This is a genomic window from Streptomyces deccanensis (assembly GCF_022385335.1).
In the GTDB taxonomy this organism is placed as follows: Bacteria; Actinomycetota; Actinomycetes; order Streptomycetales; family Streptomycetaceae; genus Streptomyces; species Streptomyces deccanensis.
Map to the genome: position 1 here is coordinate 4646340 of NZ_CP092431.1, position 19666 is coordinate 4666005.

The window sequence follows — 19666 nt, forward strand, 5'->3', positions numbered from 1 at the left end:
GGCGGGTGGTCAGGTGCGGCTCGCCACGAAGGTCCGGACCGAGGAGACGACGTAGTCGAGCATCTCGTCGGTGAGCCCCGGGTAGACGCCCACCCAGAACGTCTGGTCGGTGATGATGTCGCTGTTGGCGAGGTCACCGACGACGCGGTGCGGCTGGTCGATGTAGGCGGGGTGCCGGGTGAGGTTGCCGGCGAACAGCCGCCGCGTGCCGATCTTGCGGTCCTCCAGGAACTGCACCAGTTCGGCCCGGTGGAAGGGCGCCTCGGGGTCCACTGTGATCACGAAGCCGAACCAACTCGGGTCGCTGCGGTCGGTTGCCTCGGGCAGCAGCAGGTGCGGTACGCCGTCCAGGCCCTCGCGCAGCCGCTTCCAGTTGCGTCGCCGTGCCGCGCAGAAGTCGTCGAGCTTGTCGAGCTGGGTCAGGCCGAGCGCCGCCTGCAGATCGGTCGCCTTCAGGTTGTAACCGACGTGCGAGAAGATGTACTTGTGGTCGTATCCGGCGGGCAGGGTGCCCATCTGGTAGTCGAACCGCTTCAGGCACTTGTTGCTCTCGCCCGGCTCGCACCAGCAGTCCCGGCCCCAGTCACGCAGCGACTCCACGATCCGCGCCAGCGCCAGGTTCGAGGTGAGGACGCAACCGCCCTCACCCATCGTCAGGTGGTGCGCCGGGTAGAAGCTGACGGTGGTCAGGTCGCCGAAGGTGCCGGTGAGCCGGTCGTCGTAGCGCGAGCCGACCGCGTCGCAGTTGTCCTCGATGAGGAAGAGGTCGTGCTCGTCGGCGAGTTGGGCGATCTCCGTGACCGGGAACGGGTTGCCGAGCGCGTGCGCGATCACGATGGCCCTGGTCCGGGGACCGATGGCCTGCGCCACCCGGTCGGCGGTCGTGTTGTAGGTCCCGAGGTCGACGTCGACGAAGACAGGCACCAGCCCGTTCTGCAGGATCGGGTTGACGGTCGTGGGGAAACCGGCCGCGACCGTGATCACCTCGTCGCCGGGCCGCAGCCTGCGGTCCTCCAGGAGGGGCGAGGTGAGGGCCGTCGTCGCAAGGAGGTTGGCCGAGGAGCCGGAGTTGGTCAGGTGCGCCTTGCGGCGCTTGAGCTTGCGGGCGAAGGCCGACTCGAACCTCCGCGAACTGCGGCCCGCCGCGATCCGCATCTCCAGGGCCGCCTCCACCAGGGCCACCCGGTCCTCCTCGTCCAGGACCGCGCCGGAGGGCCAGATCTCTGTGGTTCCCGGGACGAACGGTCCATCGTCGTGGACTTCGTGGTGGTACTTGCGCACCGCCTCCAGCACGAGCTCCTTGCGCGTGGTCATCTCAACCCCTCTGTCGTTGCCTGCCGTTGCGTCGCGAGCAGATCGCGCAGTGAAGCGTCCGGGTCGCGCCGCGGCCGCCAGTGAAGGAGGCGGCGGGCCCGGCCGGTGTCCAGTTGCTGCCACTCCACGTCGACGCGCCGCGGGTCCTGGGGCGCCGCCGGCTCGATGAGCACGGGGACGGCGCTGAGCGCGATCAGGCGGTCGACGACGTCCCGCATGGGCACCGCCGTGCCGCTGCCGACGTTGATCACGGGATCAACGCGACGCGTCCGGCCCGCGTCCGCGGCGGCAGCCGTCCTCGTCGTGTCCCGCGCGGGTGCCGGGGCGGTGGTGTCCGTCCTGCCCCGCGTGTGTGCTGTGGTGGTGTGCGCGGTGTCCCGGGGGTGTGCGGCGGTGGCGAGGTCTGCGGTGTCCGCACTGTCTCGCCGGTGTGCCGGGCCGGTCGTGGCGGTCGTGTGCCGCGTCGGCGCCGCGGTGGCGGTGTCCGCCATGCCCAGGGTGCCCGTGGCATCCCCCTCATGGGGCGCGGGAGCCTCCGTCACGGTCCGCACGCGTGCAACCGCGACGACGGCGTCCGCCACGTCCCGTACGTCCACGAAGTCGCGCCGAGCCCGCAGCGGTGCCAGCCGCAGCCGCAGCGGCGGGTCGTCGCGGTTGCGGCCCCGCTCCGCCCGCGCCAGCCGCTCGGCCACGCCGCCGAGGAGGCTGCTGGGCGACATACCCGGCCCGAAGACGTTGGCCACGCGCAGCACGACCGCGTCCAGGCCCTGGTCGCGCACGGCCTCCAGCACCGCCCGGGTGCCGCCCAGCTTGGCGCGCCCGTACGGGGTGACCGGTGCAGGCGCACGGTTCTCGCCGATGCCGGTGCCGGGCTCTCCTGGTCCGTACTCGTGCACGCTGCCCAGGTGGACCAGCCGGGGCCGCCAGGGCAGCGCGGCCATCACCCCGGCGAGCCGGGCCACCGCCTCGGCGTTCACGGCCCACAGCTCTTCCTCGGTCGCGTGCCAGATCCGGCCGGAGGCGTTGACCACGACGTCGGGCCGGTACCGGTGCAGCAGGTCGGCGAGTTCGTCGGGGGCGGTCGTGGTGAGGTCGAGAGGATCCGGTCCGCCGCGGGACAGGGGCGTCACGGCGTCGCCCGCGGCGCGCAGGGCCGCGGTGACGTGGCGGCCGAGGGTGCCCGTGGCACCCAGCACCAACAGGCTGCGGGGAACGGCCCCCGCTCCCGCCGCGGCCGGGTACGAGCGGTTCACCGGGACGCCAACTCCTCGAGCGCGGAAACGAGTTCCGCCGGTACGGGCAGGCTGTGGATCTCCCCGGCGAGCTCGCCCGCCCGCTCCCGGTACGCCGTCCCGGTCAGCAGCTCCCGGCAGGCCTCGGCAACCCGGTCATCTGACTGCTCGGCGGGCATCAGGACGGTCCCGGCCCCGCTCTTCGCCAGCCGGGTCCAGGACTCCTCGAACAGCTCGAAGGACGGCAGGACCAGTTGGGGCACCCCTGCGTGCAGCGCGGTCAGCGCCGTCACCCCGCCGCCGTGGTGCACGATCACGGAACAGGTGGGGGCCAGGACGTCGAGCGGCACCCAGCCTGCCCGGATACCGGGGAACGCGGCCCGCAGTTCCGGTGCCACCTCCTCGGGGGCGGGGACGACGATCTCCACGTCGAGGTCGGAGAGTCGGCGGGTTAGCCGGCGCAGGAACTCCTGGTTCTCGGTGACGGCGACTCGGCTGCCGGAGGTGACGCACACCCGCGGCCGTACGGGCCGGGTCAGCATCCAGGGCTCCAGCTGCCGCTGGGAGTTGCCGGGAATCCAGCGCATCGTGCGGGAAGGGATGCCGTCCTCGTCCGGTGCCCGCAGGCTCGGCGGGCAGATGTCGAGGAACAGGTCCGGCCGGGGCAGTGCGGTCAGGCCCAGCGGCGCCAGCTCCGGGGCCAGTTCCTCGTCAGCGTGCCGGTCCACCACCTCGCCGGTGGCCAGTGTGTCCCAGGCCTGGCGCACCTGCGGGATCCCGAGGTGCGCGGCGACCAGTCCGGCGGCGTACGAGCTCGTACCGCCGACCACGAGGTCCGGGCGCCAGCTCCGGGACAGCTCCAGGAGGCTGTTTATGCTGAAGGCCGCGAGCCGGGCGAACCAAGTGCCGGCGAAGCGCCGCTGCTCCGCCATGGTCACGGGCCTGGGCACCGGCTCACCCGCGCGGTCCGTGGAGAGCAGGCTCGCGAGCGTCCGGTCGGTGACGGCGACGAAGGGCACCGCGAGCCGTTCGGCGACCGGCACCATCTCCTGCGTCGACGCGAGGATCACCTCGTGCCCCGCGCCGCGCAGCGCCTGTGCCAGGGGCGTGAGCGCGAAGAGGGTGGCCGCACTCGCGCCGGCGACAAAGAGAACTTTCACAGTGGGGCCTCCTCGTTCGGGCACGCATTTCTCGGGACGCAGGATGAATCGCGTGGGAACGGACCGGAACAATTCGTTTTCGGGCAGGCGGTGACGGCCGCCGCCACGGAATTCGCGGTAATTCCGGCGCCGCAGGGGCTACGCTGAAGACTTGTCGCCGGGCCACGGGATTTCAATGGCCGTTCGGTCAGACCAGTGTCAAGTTGCGTCAGAGCTTGGTGGTCGCACGTCATGTCCGTCTTGCCGGGCAGGGTGGCGGATGACAGCCTGCGACGTGTGCCCGTGCGACGGGACGACACGACCCACCGATGGAGGTAACAGATGGGCACCCGAGCCGACGCGCCGATAGCGGCGCTGCGCTCCGGCCACGACGAACTCGCGTCCTTCGTGGCGGGGTTGACGGAGGCGGACCTGAACCGCCGCTCCGGCTCCCACGAGTGGACCGTCGCCCAGGTCCTCAGCCATCTCGGCAGCGGCGCCGAGATCGGCCTCGCGATGCTGGAGGCGGCGCTCACCGTCTCGCCGGCGCCCGGCGGGGGGTTCAACGAGCGGGTGTGGGACCGCTGGAACGCCATGACGGCCCGGCAGCAGGCCGACTCCTTCCGCAAGGCGGACGAGGCCCTGGTGCAGCGGTACGAAGGCCTCGACGAGGCCACCCGCTCCGGCCTCACCATCGACCTCGGCTTCCTGCCCGCGCCGCTCGACGTCGTCGGCGTCACGGGGCTGCGGCTGGGCGAGTTCACCTACCACGCCTGGGACGTCCACGTGGCGTTCGACCCGGGCGCGAACCTCGCCCCGCAAGCCGTGGAGCACCTCTTCGAACCGCTGGACATGCTCATCGGCTTCCTGGGCCGCACCGAGGCACTCGACGGCAGGAAGCTCTCCCTCGCCGTGCGCACCACCGCCCCCGAGCGCCTCCTCGGCCTCGAACTGGGGGATTCGGTCTCCTTCTCTGAGACCCCGCAGCATCCCGACGGCGAACTGGAACTGCCCGCCGAGGCGCTGCTGCGCCTGACGGTGGGCCGTCTCGATCCCGAACACACGCCCGCGCAGGTCCGGTTGACCAGTGACCGGGTCACGCTCGACGACCTGCGGAGGGTCTTCCCGGGGTTCTGACCCCTCCTCCAGCTCCCTCAGAACCGGCGGACACCTTGTCCGCCGGTTCTGCTTTTCCCGGCCCGGAGGAATCTCTGACATCGGCGCAACACAAGTTTGCACAGCTCTGTAAGAGCAGTTCTTGACCGTCCTGTCGGCGCCGGCAAAGAATGACAGGGCGTTCTTCGCGGACTGCATAACGGCGTTTTCGCCCCGCTGCGTTCGGGCGGTCCGAAAGGGAATTCACCCCTCTCGTGTGTCGTGGAAAGCCTCAGCAAAAACCGACGAGAAAGGCTGCCTGCCGTGACAGTGACGACTCCCGCAACCGACCTGGACCTGTATACCGACGAGGCTGTGCTGGAGCCGTACGAGAACTACCGCACGCTGCGGGGCACGGGGCCGGCGGTCTGGATGGAGAAGTACGGAGCCTTCGCCGTACCCCGCTACCGCGAGGTGTACGACGCCCTGCACGACCACGGCACCTTCTCCTCCGCGTCGGGCGTGGGGATGAGCGAGGAACTCAACCGCGTCATGGCCGGCGGCACCATCGCCAGCGACCCGCCCGAGCACGACCGGATCCGCCGGGTCCTCGGGCGGCAACTGACGCCGAAGGCACTGCGTCAGCACGAGCAGCACGTCCAGGAGCGGGCGGCCGCCCTCGTGGACGAACTCGTCGAGCGCCGCACCTTCGACGCCGTCGCCGACTTCGCCCAGCGCTTCCCCGTGTCCCTGGTGCCCGACCTGCTCGGCTGGCCGGAGGCCGAACGCGGCAACCTCCTGGACTGGGCGGCCGCCGGCTTCAACGCCCTGGGCCCGATGAACGAGCGGACGCTGGCCGGGATGCCGGTCCTGCAGGGACTGTGGGAGTTCCTCGGCCAGCTGGCCGCCTCGCGCGACCTGCGCCCGGACAGCTGGGGCGCCAATCTGGTGGCGGCCGTGGACGACGGAGAGGTGCCGCAGGAGCTGCTGCCGACGCTGCTCGGCGACTTCCTCGTACCGTCCCTCGACACCACGGTGAGCGCGCTGGCCGCCGCGATCTGGCTGCTCGGCGCGCACCCCGAGCAGTGGAAGCGGATCCGCGAGGACCACACGCTCATCCCGGGCGCCTTCAACGAGATCGTCCGCCTGGAGACGCCCGCACGGGGCTTCTGCCGCCTGGTGACCCGGGACCACACATTCGACGGCGTGACGCTCCCGGCCGGCTCCCGTGTGTTCCTGCTGTACGCGTCCGCAAACCGCGACGAGCGCTTCTGGGAGAACCCGGACGCCTTCGACATCGACCGCCCCAACGTCGCCGCCCACTTGGCCTTCGGTCACGGACTGCACGGCTGCGTGGGCCAGGGACTCGCCCGCATGGAGGCGCACGCCCTGCTCGCCGAACTCGCCCGGCGGGTGGAGTACATCGAGGTCGGCGAGCCGGTCTGGCGTCGCCACAACACCATCCGCGGCATGGAGTCGCTCACGGCCACGCTGCACGTCTGACGACCTGTTCCCATAGCTTGAGAGGGGCCCACGATGAGGGTGACCGTTGACCGAGAGCGGTGTGAGGGGCACGGGGTGTGCGAGGCGGTCGCCCCCGCCCTCTTCCAACTCGACGACCAGGGCGACCTGATCTTCCTGGCGGAGGGCCGCGACGTGCCCGCCGACCAGCACGAGCCCGCCGTGCAGTCGGTGCTCACCTGCCCCGTGGCCGCGCTGCAGATGGAGAACTGAAGCCATGGAACACACGACGGAGTCCGTGTTCCGGCCGGTCACCCGCCGCACCCTGGAGCTGATGACCGAGCACAACCGGGAACAGCGGTGCACGTTCCTGATGGCGAGCAACTACGTCAACTCCGCGGCGGCCGGACTCGGCTACCTGCTCGACGCCCTCGTCCCCGCCGGATCCGGCGGCCCCCGGGTCAGCTACCTGCTGAGTTCCGGACTGGAAGCCCTGTCCGGCGCGATCAAGCTGGCCCGCCACTCGGCCGTCCGCGCCGGGCGCGACGCGGGCGGCTGGGTGCTGCTCATCGACGAGTACGGCCGCTACCAGGAGTTCATGGACCCGCTCGCCGTGGGCACCGAGGAGGCGCTGATCCCCCACGTGGTGACGGTGTCCTCGGCCGAGGACGCCCGGCGCAGGCATCCCGCCGTCGCCTGGGAGGCCGTGGTCGTCGTCCGCGAGGACCAAACCGACCTGGACGACGCGGCCCTGCTGGACCTGACCGGCCGGTGCCGCGACCGAGGCGGTCTGGTGGTGCTGTGCGCCACCGAACTCGACGTGTCCGCCCCGGACCTGTTCGCCAACCCCGTCGGCGCCGACGTGGTGGTCTTCGGCGAGAACCTCTCCGGGCGCCAGGTGCCGTTCGGCGTGCTGACCATGTCCCCGGCCGCCCACCAGGTGTGGCACAACCGGGTCGACTGCTTCGCCCACACGTCGACCTACGGGGGCAACACGCTGTGCGCCTCCCTCGTACGGGACGCCTTGGAGCAGGCGGGGCACGTCACGGAGGCGCACCGTCAGGTGCTGCGCGCCATCCACGACGACCCGCGCACGACCGTCGAGTACTGGGGCCGGCACATCAACCCCGACATCGCCGGCATGGCGCAGGTTTTCCACCTCAACATCGACGCGGTACGCGCCTCGGGCGGGCGGCTCACCACCCGCGCCGGACGGGACGTCATCGACTGCGCCGGCGGCTTCGGCAGCAACCTGCGCGGCCACAACCCGCCCGACCTCGTGCCCGAGGTACTGGACCGGCACGATCCCGGCCACGACTACTTCGCCGACCTGGAACGCCGGCTCGCCCGCCTCACCGGCCTGCCGCACGCCTTCCCCTCGGTCAGCGGCGCGGTCGCCAACCACACGGCGGTCACCCTGGCGGCGCTCGCCGCACCGAAGCGCCGGACCGTCGTCACGTTCACCGGCAACTACGGCGGCAAGACGCTGTTCTCTCTCAACCTGAGCAAGCACGGCCCGCAGAAGACCGAGTCCGACACGGACGCCTTCCGCCCTTACTACGCCCACCTCGCCTACATCGACCCGTTCGCCCCGGACGCCGTCGACCGGTTCCGCGCCCTGCTCCGCACCGAGGACGTCGCCCTCGTCTGGTTCGAACTCGTCCAGGGAGCGGCGTGCCGCCCGCTGCCGGCGGACCTGGTGCGGGCCATCGACCGGCACCGCGACGCACACGGCTACCTCGTGGGCGTGGACGAGGTGCTGACCGGCGGCTGGCGCACCGGCGAGCACTACCTCGCCCACACCGACGTGATGCGCACAGCCGACATCGTCACCCTCGGCAAGACCCTCAGCGACATGACACTGCCCGCCGCCGTGGTCATGGTCTCCGACCAGGTGCGCAGCCGGGCCGAGGAGACGTCGCCCACCCATGTGGCCAGGCTGCGCACCGAGTTCCGCCACAACCTGGGGGCGCACATCTCCGCGCACGCCCTGGACGCCGTGGACGACCCGTCCCAGCGCGCCGAACAGCTCGCCGCCTACGCCGAGTTGCGGGCCGCGCTGGACCGGCTCTGCCGCACCTCGAAGGTCCTCGGCGGCGTCTCGGGTGCCCATGCCCACCTCAAGCTCACGATGGGACACAGGCTTCTGTCGTTCCCGCACGGCTCGGGGCCCGGCACGCTGCTGACCATGGCCCTGTCGGACCTGATCCACCAGCGCTGTGGGGTGTACATGCCCCTGCTGGCCATCCGGCACCGTGTCGCCGCCGATCCCGAGGACCTGCGCGAGCTGGCCGCCCGCCTGGAGGCCGGCGTCTGCGGCATCACCCCGCTGATGATCTACCGCTACGCTGTCGGCCGCCTGCTCCACGCGAAGTTCCCGCGCCTGAGCCGGCGCCTCATCGGCCGCGCGGCCCGTCCCCAAGTGCGCGCCACCGCGCCTGCTGTCCGGCCCGTGCCCTCCTGACCGCGCGTCCCTCGCACCGTACGCGGCGCCGTGCCGTCCCGCGTGTCCTTGCCCTGCCACCCCACGAAGCTCGCCACCACACGAGAAGGAAGTGCCGACCATGCCGGCTCAGACCAGTGACGTGCCTCCTCACCTGCAGGTCCTCAACCTCGCCACCGCGAGCTGGATGTCCGCGGCCGTGAGCGCCGCCGCCGACCTCGGGGTCGCCGACCACCTCGGCTCCGGCCCGCGCACGGTGACCGAGCTCGCTGCCGCGATCGGCGCCCACGAGCCGACCCTCTACCGGCTCTTGCGCGCCTGTGCCGACTTCGACCTCTTCCGCGAACACGAGGGCCGGGTCTTCGAGTCGACGGAGCTGGGCGACGCGCTGCGCACCGACTCGCCGAACTCCATGCGCAACTTCGCCCGCTGGGTCAGCACCCCGGCCGACCGCTGGACCTGGTCCGGCCTGGCCGAGACCGTGCGCACCGGCACGCCCGCCTTCGCGAAGATCCACGGCACCGAGATCTGGGACCACTTCAACGCCCACGACGAGACGGGCACCGTCTTCGACGACGCCATGACCGAGCTGTCCCGCCAGGTCATCGCCGAGGTTGTCACCACGTACGACTTCACGCCCTTCGCGACGATCGCCGACATCGGCGGCGGCCACGGCACGTTGCTCACGGAGATCCTCAAGGCCGCCCCGGGCACCCGCGGTGTGCTCTTCGACCGGCCCGAAGTCATCGAGGGCGCCGGCGAGGTGTTCGACGCCTCCGGCGTGCGCGACCGCGTGGAGCTGGTGAGTGGCGACTTCTTCGAGGCGGTGCCGTCCGGCGCCGACGCGCTCGTGCTGTCGAACATCATCCACGACTGGGACGACGAGCAGTCCGTGCGGATCCTCACCCACTGCGAGCGCGCGCTGGCGCCCGGCGGCCGGGTGCTGCTGGTCGAGGCGACGCTCCCCGACGGCACCGAACCCGCGCCCCTCGTCAAGCTCGTCGACCTGGACATGCTGGTCCTCAGCGGGGGCAGCCAGCGCACCGCCGCCGAGTTCGACGGGCTCTTCCAGCGGTCCGGCCTGAAGCTGGCCCGGGTCGTCAGCGGCGGGCTGTGCAGCGTCGTGGAAGCCGTCCGCGCCTAGGTCACCGCCCGGCCACCGGGAAAAGCACGGCACCGAGGCACCGAGGAACACCAAGGAAGAGGACGGCCATGCCCTTCATCAAGGCACACGACGGCTACCTGACGGTCTTCAACATGTTCGAGGCGGACAACCAGGAGAACCACGAGCGCCTTCTGGAGGAGATGCGCGCGATCATCGACACCGGCCACACCTTCCCCGGCTGGATGTCGTCGACTTTGCACGCCTGCGAGGACGCGCCGGGCACCGCCAACTACATCCAGTGGCGCAGCCTGCAGGACCTGGAGAACCGGTACGCGGGCGACAGGTACAAGAGCAACACGGTGCCGCTGTTCCAGCAGATCTCGACCTCCGTGCACCTGCTCAAGACCGAGGTGGTGTTCTCCCAGCACCACCCGGACCTGGAGCGGATCGAGATCTCGCCGGACCGCGACGACTGGACCGTGATCATCGTCATGGAGGTCGCGCCGGAGCACCAGGACGAGCTGGTGAGCCTCCTCGGCCGCCCCGACGAGTGGCTGATGACGGTGCCCGGCTACCGCTCGCACGGCATCTGCCGCGGCATCGACGGGACGTTCATCGTCCTGTACGCCCAGTGGGCGAGCAAGGAGGCGTACGACGCCTACCACCACATGCGCGAGTCGGACCGGCCGGTGGAGCAGCAGGAGATCCGTGCCGCCGTGGACAAGATCATCACGGCCCGGCGCGCCCACACCTACCGTGTCGTGTACACGCGCAGCCGGCAGCAGGCCTGAACGGCCGACCGGCCAGGGGAGACAAGGAGACAGCACATGGCGCGCGAGGACAACATCGCCGTCCTGAAGCAGGCGGTGGAACTGATCAACTCCGGTGACGCGGAGAACGGCGTCCACACGCTGTTCTCCGAGGACGCCGTAGACCACGACCTCGCCCCGGGCCAGGGCCCCGGCCGTCAGGGGCTGCTGGAGTTCTTCGCCGGGCTCACGTCGGCCTTCCCGGACCTGCGCCTGGAACCGCGGCACATCAGCGGGGACGAGGACCACGTGTCCCTGGCGTTCACCGTGTCCGGCACCCACCGGGCAGCGCTCCACGGCATCCCGCCCACCGGCCGCCGGTTCGAGGTCAGCGGGGTGGAGATCTTCCGGTTCGCGGGTGGTCAGGTCGTCGAACGCTGGGGCCTGATCGACGACTTCGGCATCCTCACACAGCTCGGCCTCGTCCAGCCGCCGTCCGCCTGACCCCGACCGACTCCGACCGGGAAGGATCCACCACCGTGCCCACACGTACCGTTCGCGGTGGCCGTCTCGTGGTCGTCGGTGCCAACGTCGCCGGCCTGCGTGCCGTGGAAGCGGCGCGCCGGGCCGGCTTCGACGGTGCCGTCACCCTCGTCGGCGCCGAACCGCACCCGCCCTACAACAGGCCGCCCCTGTCGAAGGAGTATCTGCGCACCGGCCCGGAGCAGCCGCCGCCTTACCTGAGCAGCGAAGCGTCACTGCGCTCGGAACTCGGCGTCGACCTTCGCCTCGGCGTCCCCGCGACCGCGCTGCGCCCCGACTCGCGGACCGTCACGGTCGGCGACGAGGACATTCCCTACACCGCGGCCGTGCTCGCCACCGGCGTGAGCGCGCGCACCCTGCCGGGCACCGAGCGCCTGGGCGGCGTGCACACGCTGCGCACCCTCGACGACGCCCGCGCCCTGCACGCCGCGTTGCGCCCCGGCGTCCGGATCGTCGTGGTGGGCGCCGGGTTCGTCGGCGCCGAAGTGGCCTGCACCGCACAGGCGCTGGGCGCCCGCGTCACTGTCCTCGAAGCGGCACCGACGCCCCTCGTACGGTCCGTCGGCGAGGAGATGGGGGATGTTCTGGGCGGGCTGCTCGGCCGCTGCGGCATCGACCTGCGCTGCGGCACCGCGGTCGAGGCGGTGGAGGGCGGCGGGGACCGGGTCACCGCGGTCCGGCTCACCGACGGCACCGTGCTGCCCGCGGACCTCGTCGTCGTGGGCATCGGGGCGCGCCCGGCCACGGACTGGCTGGCCGGGTCCGGCCTCGACCTGGACGACGGCGTGGTCTGCGACCGGTACCTGCGCACCAGCGCGCCCGGCGTGTACGCCGCGGGGGACGTGGCTCGGTGGTTCAACCCGGTGCTCGACCGGACCGTCCGCCTCGAACACTGGACGACGGCCGCGGAGCAGGGTGCCCTGGCCGCCCGCAACGCGATCGGCGCGGGCCCGGCCGCGGAGTGCTCGACCGTGCCGTACTTCTGGTCGGACTGGGCCGAGCACCGTGTCCAGTTCGTCGGCGCCCCGCACGCCGACCACGTCGAGGTCGTCGCCGGCGACACCGACTCCGACGGCTTCCTCGCCCTCTACCGGCGCGGCCAACGGCTGATCGGCGCCCTCGGCCTGAACCAGCGCCGTGCCGTCATGCGCCTGCGCACGGTCATCGCCCGGCGTGCCACCTGGGCCGAGGCCCTGGCCGGACTCGGCGAGCCCGCCCCCGCGGGGAGCTGAGCGGAGCGGGCCGGCACCCGGCCCGTCCCGACCGGACCGCCCCACTGAAGCCGCAAGGCGGCGAAGGAGACCCCATGCCCCCCGACGAGACAGCCGACGACCTCCCCCGCGCCGGGCGGCGCGAGTGGACCGGCCTCGCGCTGCTCGCCCTGCCCGCCATGCTCGTGTCGATGGACCTGACGGTGCTGCACCTGGCGGTACCCGCGCTCAGCGCCGAACTGCGCCCCAGCAGCGCCCAGCTGCTGTGGATCGTCGACGTCTACGGATTCATGATCGCGGGCTTCCTGGTCCTGATGGGCACGCTGGGCGACCGGATCGGCCGCCGTCGGCTGCTGCTCCTGGGCGCGGCGGGATTCGGGGTCGCCTCGGTGCTCGCCGCGTTCGCCACCAGCCCCGGGGCGCTCATCGCGGCCCGCGCCCTGCTCGGCGTGTGCGGCGCGACGCTCGCCCCGTCCACCGTCGCGCTGATCCGCCACATGTTCCACGACCCCGGGCAACGGACCCGGGCCATCTCCCTGTGGTTCATGAGCTTCATGGCCGGCTCGGCGATCGGGCCGCTGATCGGAGGCGCGCTGCTCGGGACCTTCTGGTGGGGCGCCGCCTTCCTCATCGGCGTCCCTGTGATGCTGCTTCTGCTCGTGGCGGGACCGGCCCTGCTGCCCGAGTACCGCGACACCACGGCGACCGGGCGGCTCGACCTCACGAGTGCCCTGCTGGCGCTGGCGGCGGTGCTCAGCGGGATGTACGGCCTGAAGAAGGCAGCGGAGAGCGGTCCCGCGCCGGTTCCCGTGCTGGCGATGGCGGCCGGGGCGCTGGGCCTGCTGCTCTTCGTCCGACGGCAGCGCACACTGCCGGACCCGCTGATCGACCTCGGTCTGTTCGCCGGGCGCACGGTGCGGGTCGCGCTGCTCGCCCTGACCGTCGGCGCGGTCGCCGTCGGCGGCATGGGGTATCTGGCCTCGCAGTACCTGCAACTCGTCCTCGACCTCACGCCGTTCGAGGCCGGCCTGTGGACCCTGCCGCCGTTCCTGGTCGGCGTGGTGACGACCATGCTCGCCCCGGCCCTGGCGAATCGGGTGCGGCAGGGGCCGGTGATCGCGGGCGGCATGACCTCGGCCGCGCTCGGCCTGGCCGTGCTGGCCCTGGCCGGGGGCGGCAGGGCGGAGCTCGGGATCGTGATCGGCGCGCTGGTGTGTCTCTTCGGCGGTGTCATGCCTGTGCTGGCCCTCGGTGTCGACGTGGTCGTTGGAGCGGCACCGCCCGAGCGCACGGGCGCCGCGTCCGCGATCTCCGAGACCACCCAGGAACTCGGCATCGCCCTCGGCATCGCGCTGCTCGGCAGCTGCGCGACATTCGTGTACCGGCGCGGCATGGAGGACGTGCTCGCCGATTCCGCGGGACGGTCCGAGGCGGCCGACACCGCACGGGCCACGATGGGCGGCGCCAAGGGCGCGGCGGCCGACCTGCCCGCCGACGTCCTGGCGGCGGCCGGCCAGGCCTTCACCGACGGCCTGCGCGTGGCGGCGGGGGCGGGCGCGGCCCTGCTGCTCTGCGGTGCCGTCGTGGCCGCGGCCGTACTCCGCCGGGTACCGCGGCACAGCGCGCCCGCGGATCACCGGGACCAGAGCACGGTCCGCACCTGACGCCACATCCACCGGACCCATGGCCCGACCGACCTGACCCGTCCCGACCCTTCCGAGCCCGTACGCGCGCCGCCTGTCCGAAGCCGGTACGCGCCGCCCCACCTGTCCGAAGCCCGCCTCCACCCCACCCACTAGCCCGGCGCCTCACGACAGAGAACCCCGGACCCTGCCCACCCGAGCCCCCGTCCGCACCCACCCATCGCGCGCAGCGCGGAAGCTGGAGCCGATCATGCCCTTGTCCGAGACGAAACCCGCGCTCCCGACTGTCCGTACGTCCACCGTCCCGGCCACCGACGAGAACGTCACCCGGCTCGTCCACCGGCTGGAGGTCGGCGCGCTCCTGGACCGCTACCTCGTCGGCCTCGACGAGCGGCGGACCGACGACGACTGGGCCGCGTCCTTGTTCACGGCCGACGCCTGCGTGGAGTTCCCGATGGCCCGGCACGAGGGGATCGAGGGGCTGGCGGAGTTCCACCGCACGGCGATGGCGAAGTTCGCGCGCACGCAGCACCTGAACTCCGGCGCGGTCGTGGATCTCGGCGACGGCCACGCCACCGTGCGCGCCAACCTGATCTCGACGCAGGTCCTGCCGTCCGAGGCCCTGTTCACCACGGGAACCTCCGCCCACGGCGAGGCCCGCCTTGACGAGGACGGATGGCGCTTCAGCCACCTCTCCTTCCGGCTCGTGTGGTCCACCGGAGAGCCCCCGGTGCCCCGCACCTGACCGCTCGACGGCGCCGACGCCCCCAGGAGACCCATGTCCAGCCCCACCCGCCGGACCTCCGCGTCCGTCCCCACCGCGCCCGGCCTGTCCCCCGGCGTGCGCCGCGTCACCCTGGACGCCTCCGGCGTCCCCCTGTCGGCCCTGCTCGCCGAGCCGACCGGTGGCCTGCCCCGCGCCGCGGTCGTCGCGCTGCACGGCGGCGGCATGACGGCCGGCTACTTCGACGGCCAGGCCCGCCCCGACCTGTCCCTGCTCACCCTTGGGGCGCGCCTGGGCCTGACCGTCCTCGCCGTCGACCGCCCGGGCTACGGCGCCTCCGCCCCTGTCTTCCCCGACGGGCAGACTCTCACCGAGCAGTCCATGACCCTGCGTGCGGCCCTGGACGACTTCGCCGGGCGGTACGAGACGGGCGGCGGCCTCTTCCTCCTCGCCCACTCCTACGGCGGCAAACTCGCCCTGACCGCCGCCGCCGACGACGACCGGGGCAGGCTGCTTGGCCTGGACGTGTCGGGCTGCGGACACCGTTACGCCGTACCCGAGAAGGACCTCCCGGGCGCGGACGGACGCGTGCGCCCGCAGCGCAGCTGGGGACCTCCGGGCTTGTATCCCCCCGGCACCTTCAGCCTCAGCCAGGGCCTGGTCGCCCCGATGCCCGCCCGGGAAGTCGCCGAACTCCCGCGCTGGCCACGGGTCTTTCCCGAGGTCGCGGCCCGGGTACGGGTGCCGGTCCGACTGACCTTCGCCGAGTATGAGTCGCTGTGGCGCCACGACGACGAGGCCGTCGCCGGACTCCGAGCGCTGCTGGCCGCTCCCCGGGTGGTGGTCGACCGACTCGGCGCAGCGGGGCACAACATCAGCCTCGGCCTGGCCGCCCGCGCCTACCACCTGCGGGCGCTGGCCTTCCTGGAGGAGTGCCTGGCGCGGCGGCCCGAGGCGGCGACCGCACCGTGCTGACCGACCGCAGGCCGGCCACCGGACGGTTCGGCCCCGCCGGGATGTTCCGGTCCCTGTCCGTGCGCAACTTCCGGCTCTTCGCCGCCGGGCAGGTCCTGTCCGTCGCCGGCACCTGGATGATGATCACGGCCCAGGACTGGCTCGTGCTGGCGCTGACCGACGACTCGGCGACCGCCCTCGCCGCCGTCACCGCCCTGCAGTTCGCCCCTCTGATGCTGTTCACCCTCCACGGCGGCCGACTCGCAGACCGCCACGACAAGCGCCTGCTGCTCATCGCCGCCAACCTGGCCTCGGGCGCCATGGCCGCGGCACTGGGCGTGCTGGTGCTGTCAGGAACGGTCCGGCTGTGGCACGTCTGGCTGTTCGCCCTGGGACTCGGGGCCGTGAACGCCGTCGAGGTGCCCACCCGGATGTCCTTCGTCGGCGAGATGGTGGGAGCCGAGCTGCTGCCCAACGCGTCGGCGCTCAGCGCGGCGTACTTCAACGTCGCCCGGGTTGTCGGCCCGGCCGTTGCCGGGCCGCTGATCGGCGCGGCCGGCACCGGGTCGGTCATGCTGCTCAACGCGGCCAGCTACCTGGCCACCGTCGCGGGCCTGCACCGGATGCGTCCGGCCGAGCTGCACCGGGCGGACGAGCCGGGCAGCCGCCCCCGGATCCTCGACGGTTTGCGGCATGTAACGGGCCGCCAGGACCTGCTGCTGCCCATGGCGCTGGTCGCGGTGGTCGGTATGTTCGGGCTCAACTTCCAGCTGACCCTGCCGCTGATGGCCAAGACCGTGTTCCACTCGGACGCCGCCGCCTTCGGGTTGCTGACGACCGCGTTCGCCGCGGGATCGCTGCTGGCCGCGCTGGCCACCACCGCACGTCGCGGGCGCCCCTCCAGCCGTACGGTGATCGTCTCGGCGTTCGCGTTCGGACTGCTCACCACCGCTGCGGGCGGTGCGCCCGGGCCGTCCGCCGCCGCCCTGCCGGTGGCGCTCACCGGCTTCGCCGCCGTCTACTTCGCCCAGGCCGCGAACCACCGCATCCAGCTCGGCAGCGACCCGCGCTACCGGGGCCGGGTCATGGCCCTCTACACCCTCGTACTCCAGGGCTCCACACCTCTGGGCGCCCTCGTGGTCGGCCGGCTCTCCCAGGAGTTCGGCGCCCGCTCCGGCCTCTACGCGGGCGGCCTCGCGTCCCTGGCTGCGGCGGTCCTCGCGTACGCAGTCCAGCGCGCCCGTCCGGCGTACGACGGCCCCGGCGAGAGGCAGGTCCCCCATGACGGCTGAGCCTCTCGGCGGCCCCCGGCGCGGCCCGCTCCCCGGCCACCGTGTCGTGCCGCCGGCCCCGGCGCGCGTCCTCGGGCCCGCGCAGGTGCATCTATGGGCGTCGTACGTCCCCTGGACGGACGACGCCCGTCCGTCCCTGCCGACCGGCGAACTCGACGCGCGGGAACGGAAGCGGGCCGCCGCCTTCGTGCGCGGGCGGGACCGGCTGCGGTACGTGTCGGCGCATCTGGCGCTGCGCCGGGTGCTCGCCGTGTACCTGGGGACCGAGCCCGCCCGGGTGGTGTTCGGCAGGGACCCGTGCCCCCGCTGCGGGGGGCCGCACGGCCGGCCGGTGCTGCCGGGCAGCCCGCCGCCGCTGCACTTCTCCCTCTCGCACAGCCATGGCCGCGCGCTCGTCGCGCTCGCCGGGGTGCCGGTGGGAGCCGATGTCCAGCGCGTGCCGTCGCCGGAGGCCGCCGAGCTGTGCCTGGCCGCGCTGCACTTACGGGAGCGGCGGGAGCTCACCGGACTGCCGCCGAGCGAGCGCCCCGCCGAATTCGCGCGGGTGTGGGCCCGCAAGGAGGCGTACCTCAAGGGTCTGGGCACGGGGCTCGCGCGCGGGCCCGGCACCGACTATCTGGGCGGCGACCTCCGCGCCCGCCCCGCCGGATGGCTCGTCGCCGACGTGCCCGGCGCTCCCGGCCATGCCACCGCCGTGGCGCTGCACACCCGTACCGACCACCTGGCGACCCTGTGGGCGCTGCCCCTCGAGTCCCTGCACACCGACGACGCCGCCGAGCTGATCACCGCCGCCGTGCCCGCCTGGCGCAGCACCGTCCGCGCACAGTGACCGGCATCGGAAGCACAGGAACCCGCACCGCAACCCGCACAGGAAAGTGAGGGAGAGACCCCATGACCACGTCCCCGTCCGCTTCCGCCACCGCCGTCCAGGACCACCTGGAGGAACTGGCCCGGCTGAAGCGGCTCACCCTGGACGGCTCCGACCCGGCGGCCACCGAGCGGCAGCACGCCAAGGGCAAGCTGACCGCCCGCGAGCGCATCGGACTCCTGCTGGACAAGGGCAGCTTTACCGAGATCGAGGCGCTGCGCCGACACCGGGCCACCGGTTTCGGCCTGGAGCGCAAGAAGCCGTACACCGACGGTGTGGTCACCGGCTGGGGTACGGTCGAGGGCCGCACGATCTTCGTGTACGCGCACGACTTCCGCATCTTCGGCGGCGCGCTCGGCGAGGCGCACGCCCAGAAGATCCACAAGATCATGGACATGGCCCTGGCGGCGGGCGCGCCGCTGGTGTCCCTGAACGACGGGGCCGGGGCCCGTATCCAGGAGGGCGTCTCGGCCCTCGCCGGATACGGCGGGATCTTCCGCCGCAACACCCAGGCCTCGGGCGTCATCCCGCAGATCAGCGTAATGCTGGGCCCGTGCGCGGGCGGCGCCGCCTACAGCCCGGCGCTGACCGATTTCGTGTTCGCCGTCCGGGACATCTCGCAGATGTTCATCACCGGTCCGGATGTGGTGAAGACGGTGACCGGCGAGGAGATCACCCAGAACGGCCTGGGCGGTGCCGACGTGCATGGCGCCACCTCGGGCGTGGCCCACTTCGTCTACGACGACGAGGAGACCTGCCTCGCCGAGGTGCGGTACTTGCTGTCCCTACTGCCCTCCAACAACCGCGAGCTGCCGCCGGAGCTGCCGAGCGAGGACCCGGCCGACCGACGCTGCCCGGCGCTGCTCGACCTGGTCCCCACCGACGGCAACCGCTCCTACGATGTCCGTGACGTCATCGAGGAGATCGTCGACGACGGCGAGTTCATGGAGGTGCACGCCGCCTGGGCGACCAACCTCGTGTGCGCGCTCGCCCACCTGGACGGGCGTACGGTCGGCGTCGTCGCCAACCAGCCCGGCGCCATGGCCGGGGTACTCGACATCAGGGCGAGCGAGAAGGGCGCGCGGTTCGTGCAGTTCTGCGACGCCTTCAACATCCCGCTGGTCACGCTGGTGGACGTGCCGGGCTTCCTGCCGGGCGTGGACCAGGAGCACGAGGGCATCATCCGGCGCGGCGCCAAGTTGCTGTACGCGTACTGCAACGCCACCGTGCCCCGTATCTCGGTGGTGCTGCGCAAGGCGTACGGCGGCGCCTACATCGTGATGGACTCGCGCTCCATCGGCGCGGACGTCGCGCTGGCCTGGCCCGCCAACGAGATAGCCGTCATGGGTGCCGAGGGCGCCGCCGGCGTCGTCTTCCGCCGTGAGATCGCCGCGGCCGACGACCCGGAGGCGATGCGCGCCCAGAAGATCAACGAGTACAAGCGCAACCTCGTCCACCCGTACTACGCGGCCGAGCGCGGGCTGGTCGACGACGTCATCGACCCGGCCGACACCCGCGCGACGCTCATCAGCGCCCTGTCGATGCTGACCGCCAAGGACGCCGGCCTCCCCCGCCGCAAGCACGGCAACCCACCCCAGTGACCGAGGAGCGACCATGCAGGACATCCGGGAGACGTCGGTGCTCCGCGTGGAGAAGGGCAGCCCGAGCCCGGAGGAGCTGGCCGCGATCACCGCGGTGCTCCTCGCCCGCACCACCACCACGACCGGCCCGTACGACACCTCCCGCCGCCCCCGGCCCCGGCCCCGGGCGACCTGGACCCGCCCGGAGCGCACGCCCGGCTTCCAGGGCCCGCGCACCTGGCGCACCGGCGCCTGACGTCTCGTCATCCCGAACTGCCGGGTCGGGCACCGGGTGCGCACGTGGGAGCCGGAG

General features: G+C 72.4%; 18 protein-coding genes. 15 read left to right on the forward strand and 3 right to left on the reverse strand.

Features of this window, described 5'->3' with window-relative positions:
• Positions 1-9 precede the first annotated feature (9 nt).
• The 3 genes from rfbH to L3078_RS20670 are packed head-to-tail and all read right to left on the reverse strand — an operon-like array spanning position 10 to position 3706.
• Positions 10-1314, reverse strand: coding sequence for a lipopolysaccharide biosynthesis protein RfbH (rfbH, locus tag L3078_RS20660; RefSeq protein WP_239755448.1), 1305 nt, complete (start codon positions 1312-1314; stop codon positions 10-12).
• On the reverse strand, positions 1311-2567 hold the full coding sequence (locus L3078_RS20665) for an NAD-dependent epimerase/dehydratase (RefSeq protein WP_239755449.1): 1257 nt from the start codon (positions 2565-2567) through the stop codon (positions 1311-1313). The genes rfbH and L3078_RS20665 overlap by 4 nt, the downstream gene beginning before the upstream one ends.
• Positions 2564-3706 carry a nucleotide disphospho-sugar-binding domain-containing protein gene (locus L3078_RS20670; RefSeq protein ID WP_239755450.1) on the reverse strand — a complete coding sequence of 381 codons (1143 nt, stop codon included), beginning with the start codon at positions 3704-3706 and terminating at the stop codon, positions 2564-2566. The genes L3078_RS20665 and L3078_RS20670 overlap by 4 nt, the downstream gene beginning before the upstream one ends.
• A gap of 321 nt (positions 3707-4027) precedes the next feature.
• On the opposite strand from L3078_RS20670, the gene L3078_RS20675 reads away from it, so the two are divergent.
• From L3078_RS20675 to L3078_RS20745, 15 genes are all read left to right on the forward strand, one after another.
• On the forward strand, positions 4028-4822 hold the full coding sequence (locus tag L3078_RS20675) for a maleylpyruvate isomerase N-terminal domain-containing protein (RefSeq protein ID WP_239755451.1): 795 nt from the start codon (positions 4028-4030) through the stop codon (positions 4820-4822).
• A gap of 282 nt (positions 4823-5104) precedes the next feature.
• Positions 5105-6283: a cytochrome P450 gene (locus L3078_RS20680; protein WP_239755452.1), complete on the forward strand. Its 1179-nt coding sequence runs from the start codon at positions 5105-5107 to the stop codon at positions 6281-6283.
• A gap of 33 nt (positions 6284-6316) precedes the next feature.
• Complete coding sequence (locus L3078_RS20685) at positions 6317-6514, forward strand: ferredoxin (RefSeq protein WP_239755453.1); 198 nt, start codon at positions 6317-6319, stop codon at positions 6512-6514.
• A 4-nt stretch (positions 6515-6518) separates the two neighbouring features.
• Complete coding sequence (locus L3078_RS20690) at positions 6519-8705, forward strand: aminotransferase class III-fold pyridoxal phosphate-dependent enzyme (protein WP_239755454.1); 2187 nt, start codon at positions 6519-6521, stop codon at positions 8703-8705.
• 100 nt (positions 8706-8805) lie between these two features.
• Complete coding sequence (locus L3078_RS20695; RefSeq protein WP_239755455.1) at positions 8806-9828, forward strand: acetylserotonin O-methyltransferase; 1023 nt, start codon at positions 8806-8808, stop codon at positions 9826-9828.
• 68 nt (positions 9829-9896) lie between these two features.
• Positions 9897-10580: an antibiotic biosynthesis monooxygenase family protein gene (locus L3078_RS20700; RefSeq protein WP_239755456.1), complete on the forward strand. Its 684-nt coding sequence runs from the start codon at positions 9897-9899 to the stop codon at positions 10578-10580.
• 36 nt (positions 10581-10616) lie between these two features.
• Entirely contained in the window at positions 10617-11042 is a 426-nt protein-coding gene (locus tag L3078_RS20705) for an ester cyclase (RefSeq protein WP_239755457.1), read from the forward strand.
• 35 nt (positions 11043-11077) lie between these two features.
• The gene (locus L3078_RS20710) at positions 11078-12313 is read left to right on the forward strand and encodes an NAD(P)/FAD-dependent oxidoreductase (protein ID WP_239755458.1); all 1236 of its coding nucleotides are present in this window, start codon (positions 11078-11080) and stop codon (positions 12311-12313) included.
• 74 nt (positions 12314-12387) lie between these two features.
• Positions 12388-13956 (forward strand): MFS transporter, encoded by a 1569-nt coding sequence (locus L3078_RS20715; protein ID WP_239755460.1) that lies wholly within the window; start codon positions 12388-12390, stop codon positions 13954-13956.
• A gap of 229 nt (positions 13957-14185) precedes the next feature.
• Positions 14186-14680 carry a nuclear transport factor 2 family protein gene (locus L3078_RS20720; protein WP_239755461.1) on the forward strand — a complete coding sequence of 165 codons (495 nt, stop codon included), beginning with the start codon at positions 14186-14188 and terminating at the stop codon, positions 14678-14680.
• A 33-nt stretch (positions 14681-14713) separates the two neighbouring features.
• Positions 14714-15634 (forward strand): alpha/beta hydrolase, encoded by a 921-nt coding sequence (locus L3078_RS20725; RefSeq protein WP_239755462.1) that lies wholly within the window; start codon positions 14714-14716, stop codon positions 15632-15634.
• Complete coding sequence (locus tag L3078_RS20730; protein ID WP_420864081.1) at positions 15592-16905, forward strand: MFS transporter; 1314 nt, start codon at positions 15592-15594, stop codon at positions 16903-16905. Before L3078_RS20725 ends, L3078_RS20730 begins: the two co-directional genes overlap by 43 nt.
• Positions 16895-17734, forward strand: coding sequence for a 4'-phosphopantetheinyl transferase family protein (locus L3078_RS20735; RefSeq protein WP_239755463.1), 840 nt, complete (start codon positions 16895-16897; stop codon positions 17732-17734). The genes L3078_RS20730 and L3078_RS20735 overlap by 11 nt, the downstream gene beginning before the upstream one ends.
• A gap of 62 nt (positions 17735-17796) precedes the next feature.
• A complete protein-coding gene (locus L3078_RS20740; RefSeq protein ID WP_239755464.1) occupies positions 17797-19374 on the forward strand; it encodes an acyl-CoA carboxylase subunit beta in 1578 nt (525 codons plus the stop codon).
• A gap of 13 nt (positions 19375-19387) precedes the next feature.
• On the forward strand, positions 19388-19609 hold the full coding sequence (locus L3078_RS20745; RefSeq protein WP_239755465.1) for an acyl-CoA carboxylase subunit epsilon: 222 nt from the start codon (positions 19388-19390) through the stop codon (positions 19607-19609).
• Positions 19610-19666 lie beyond the last annotated feature (57 nt).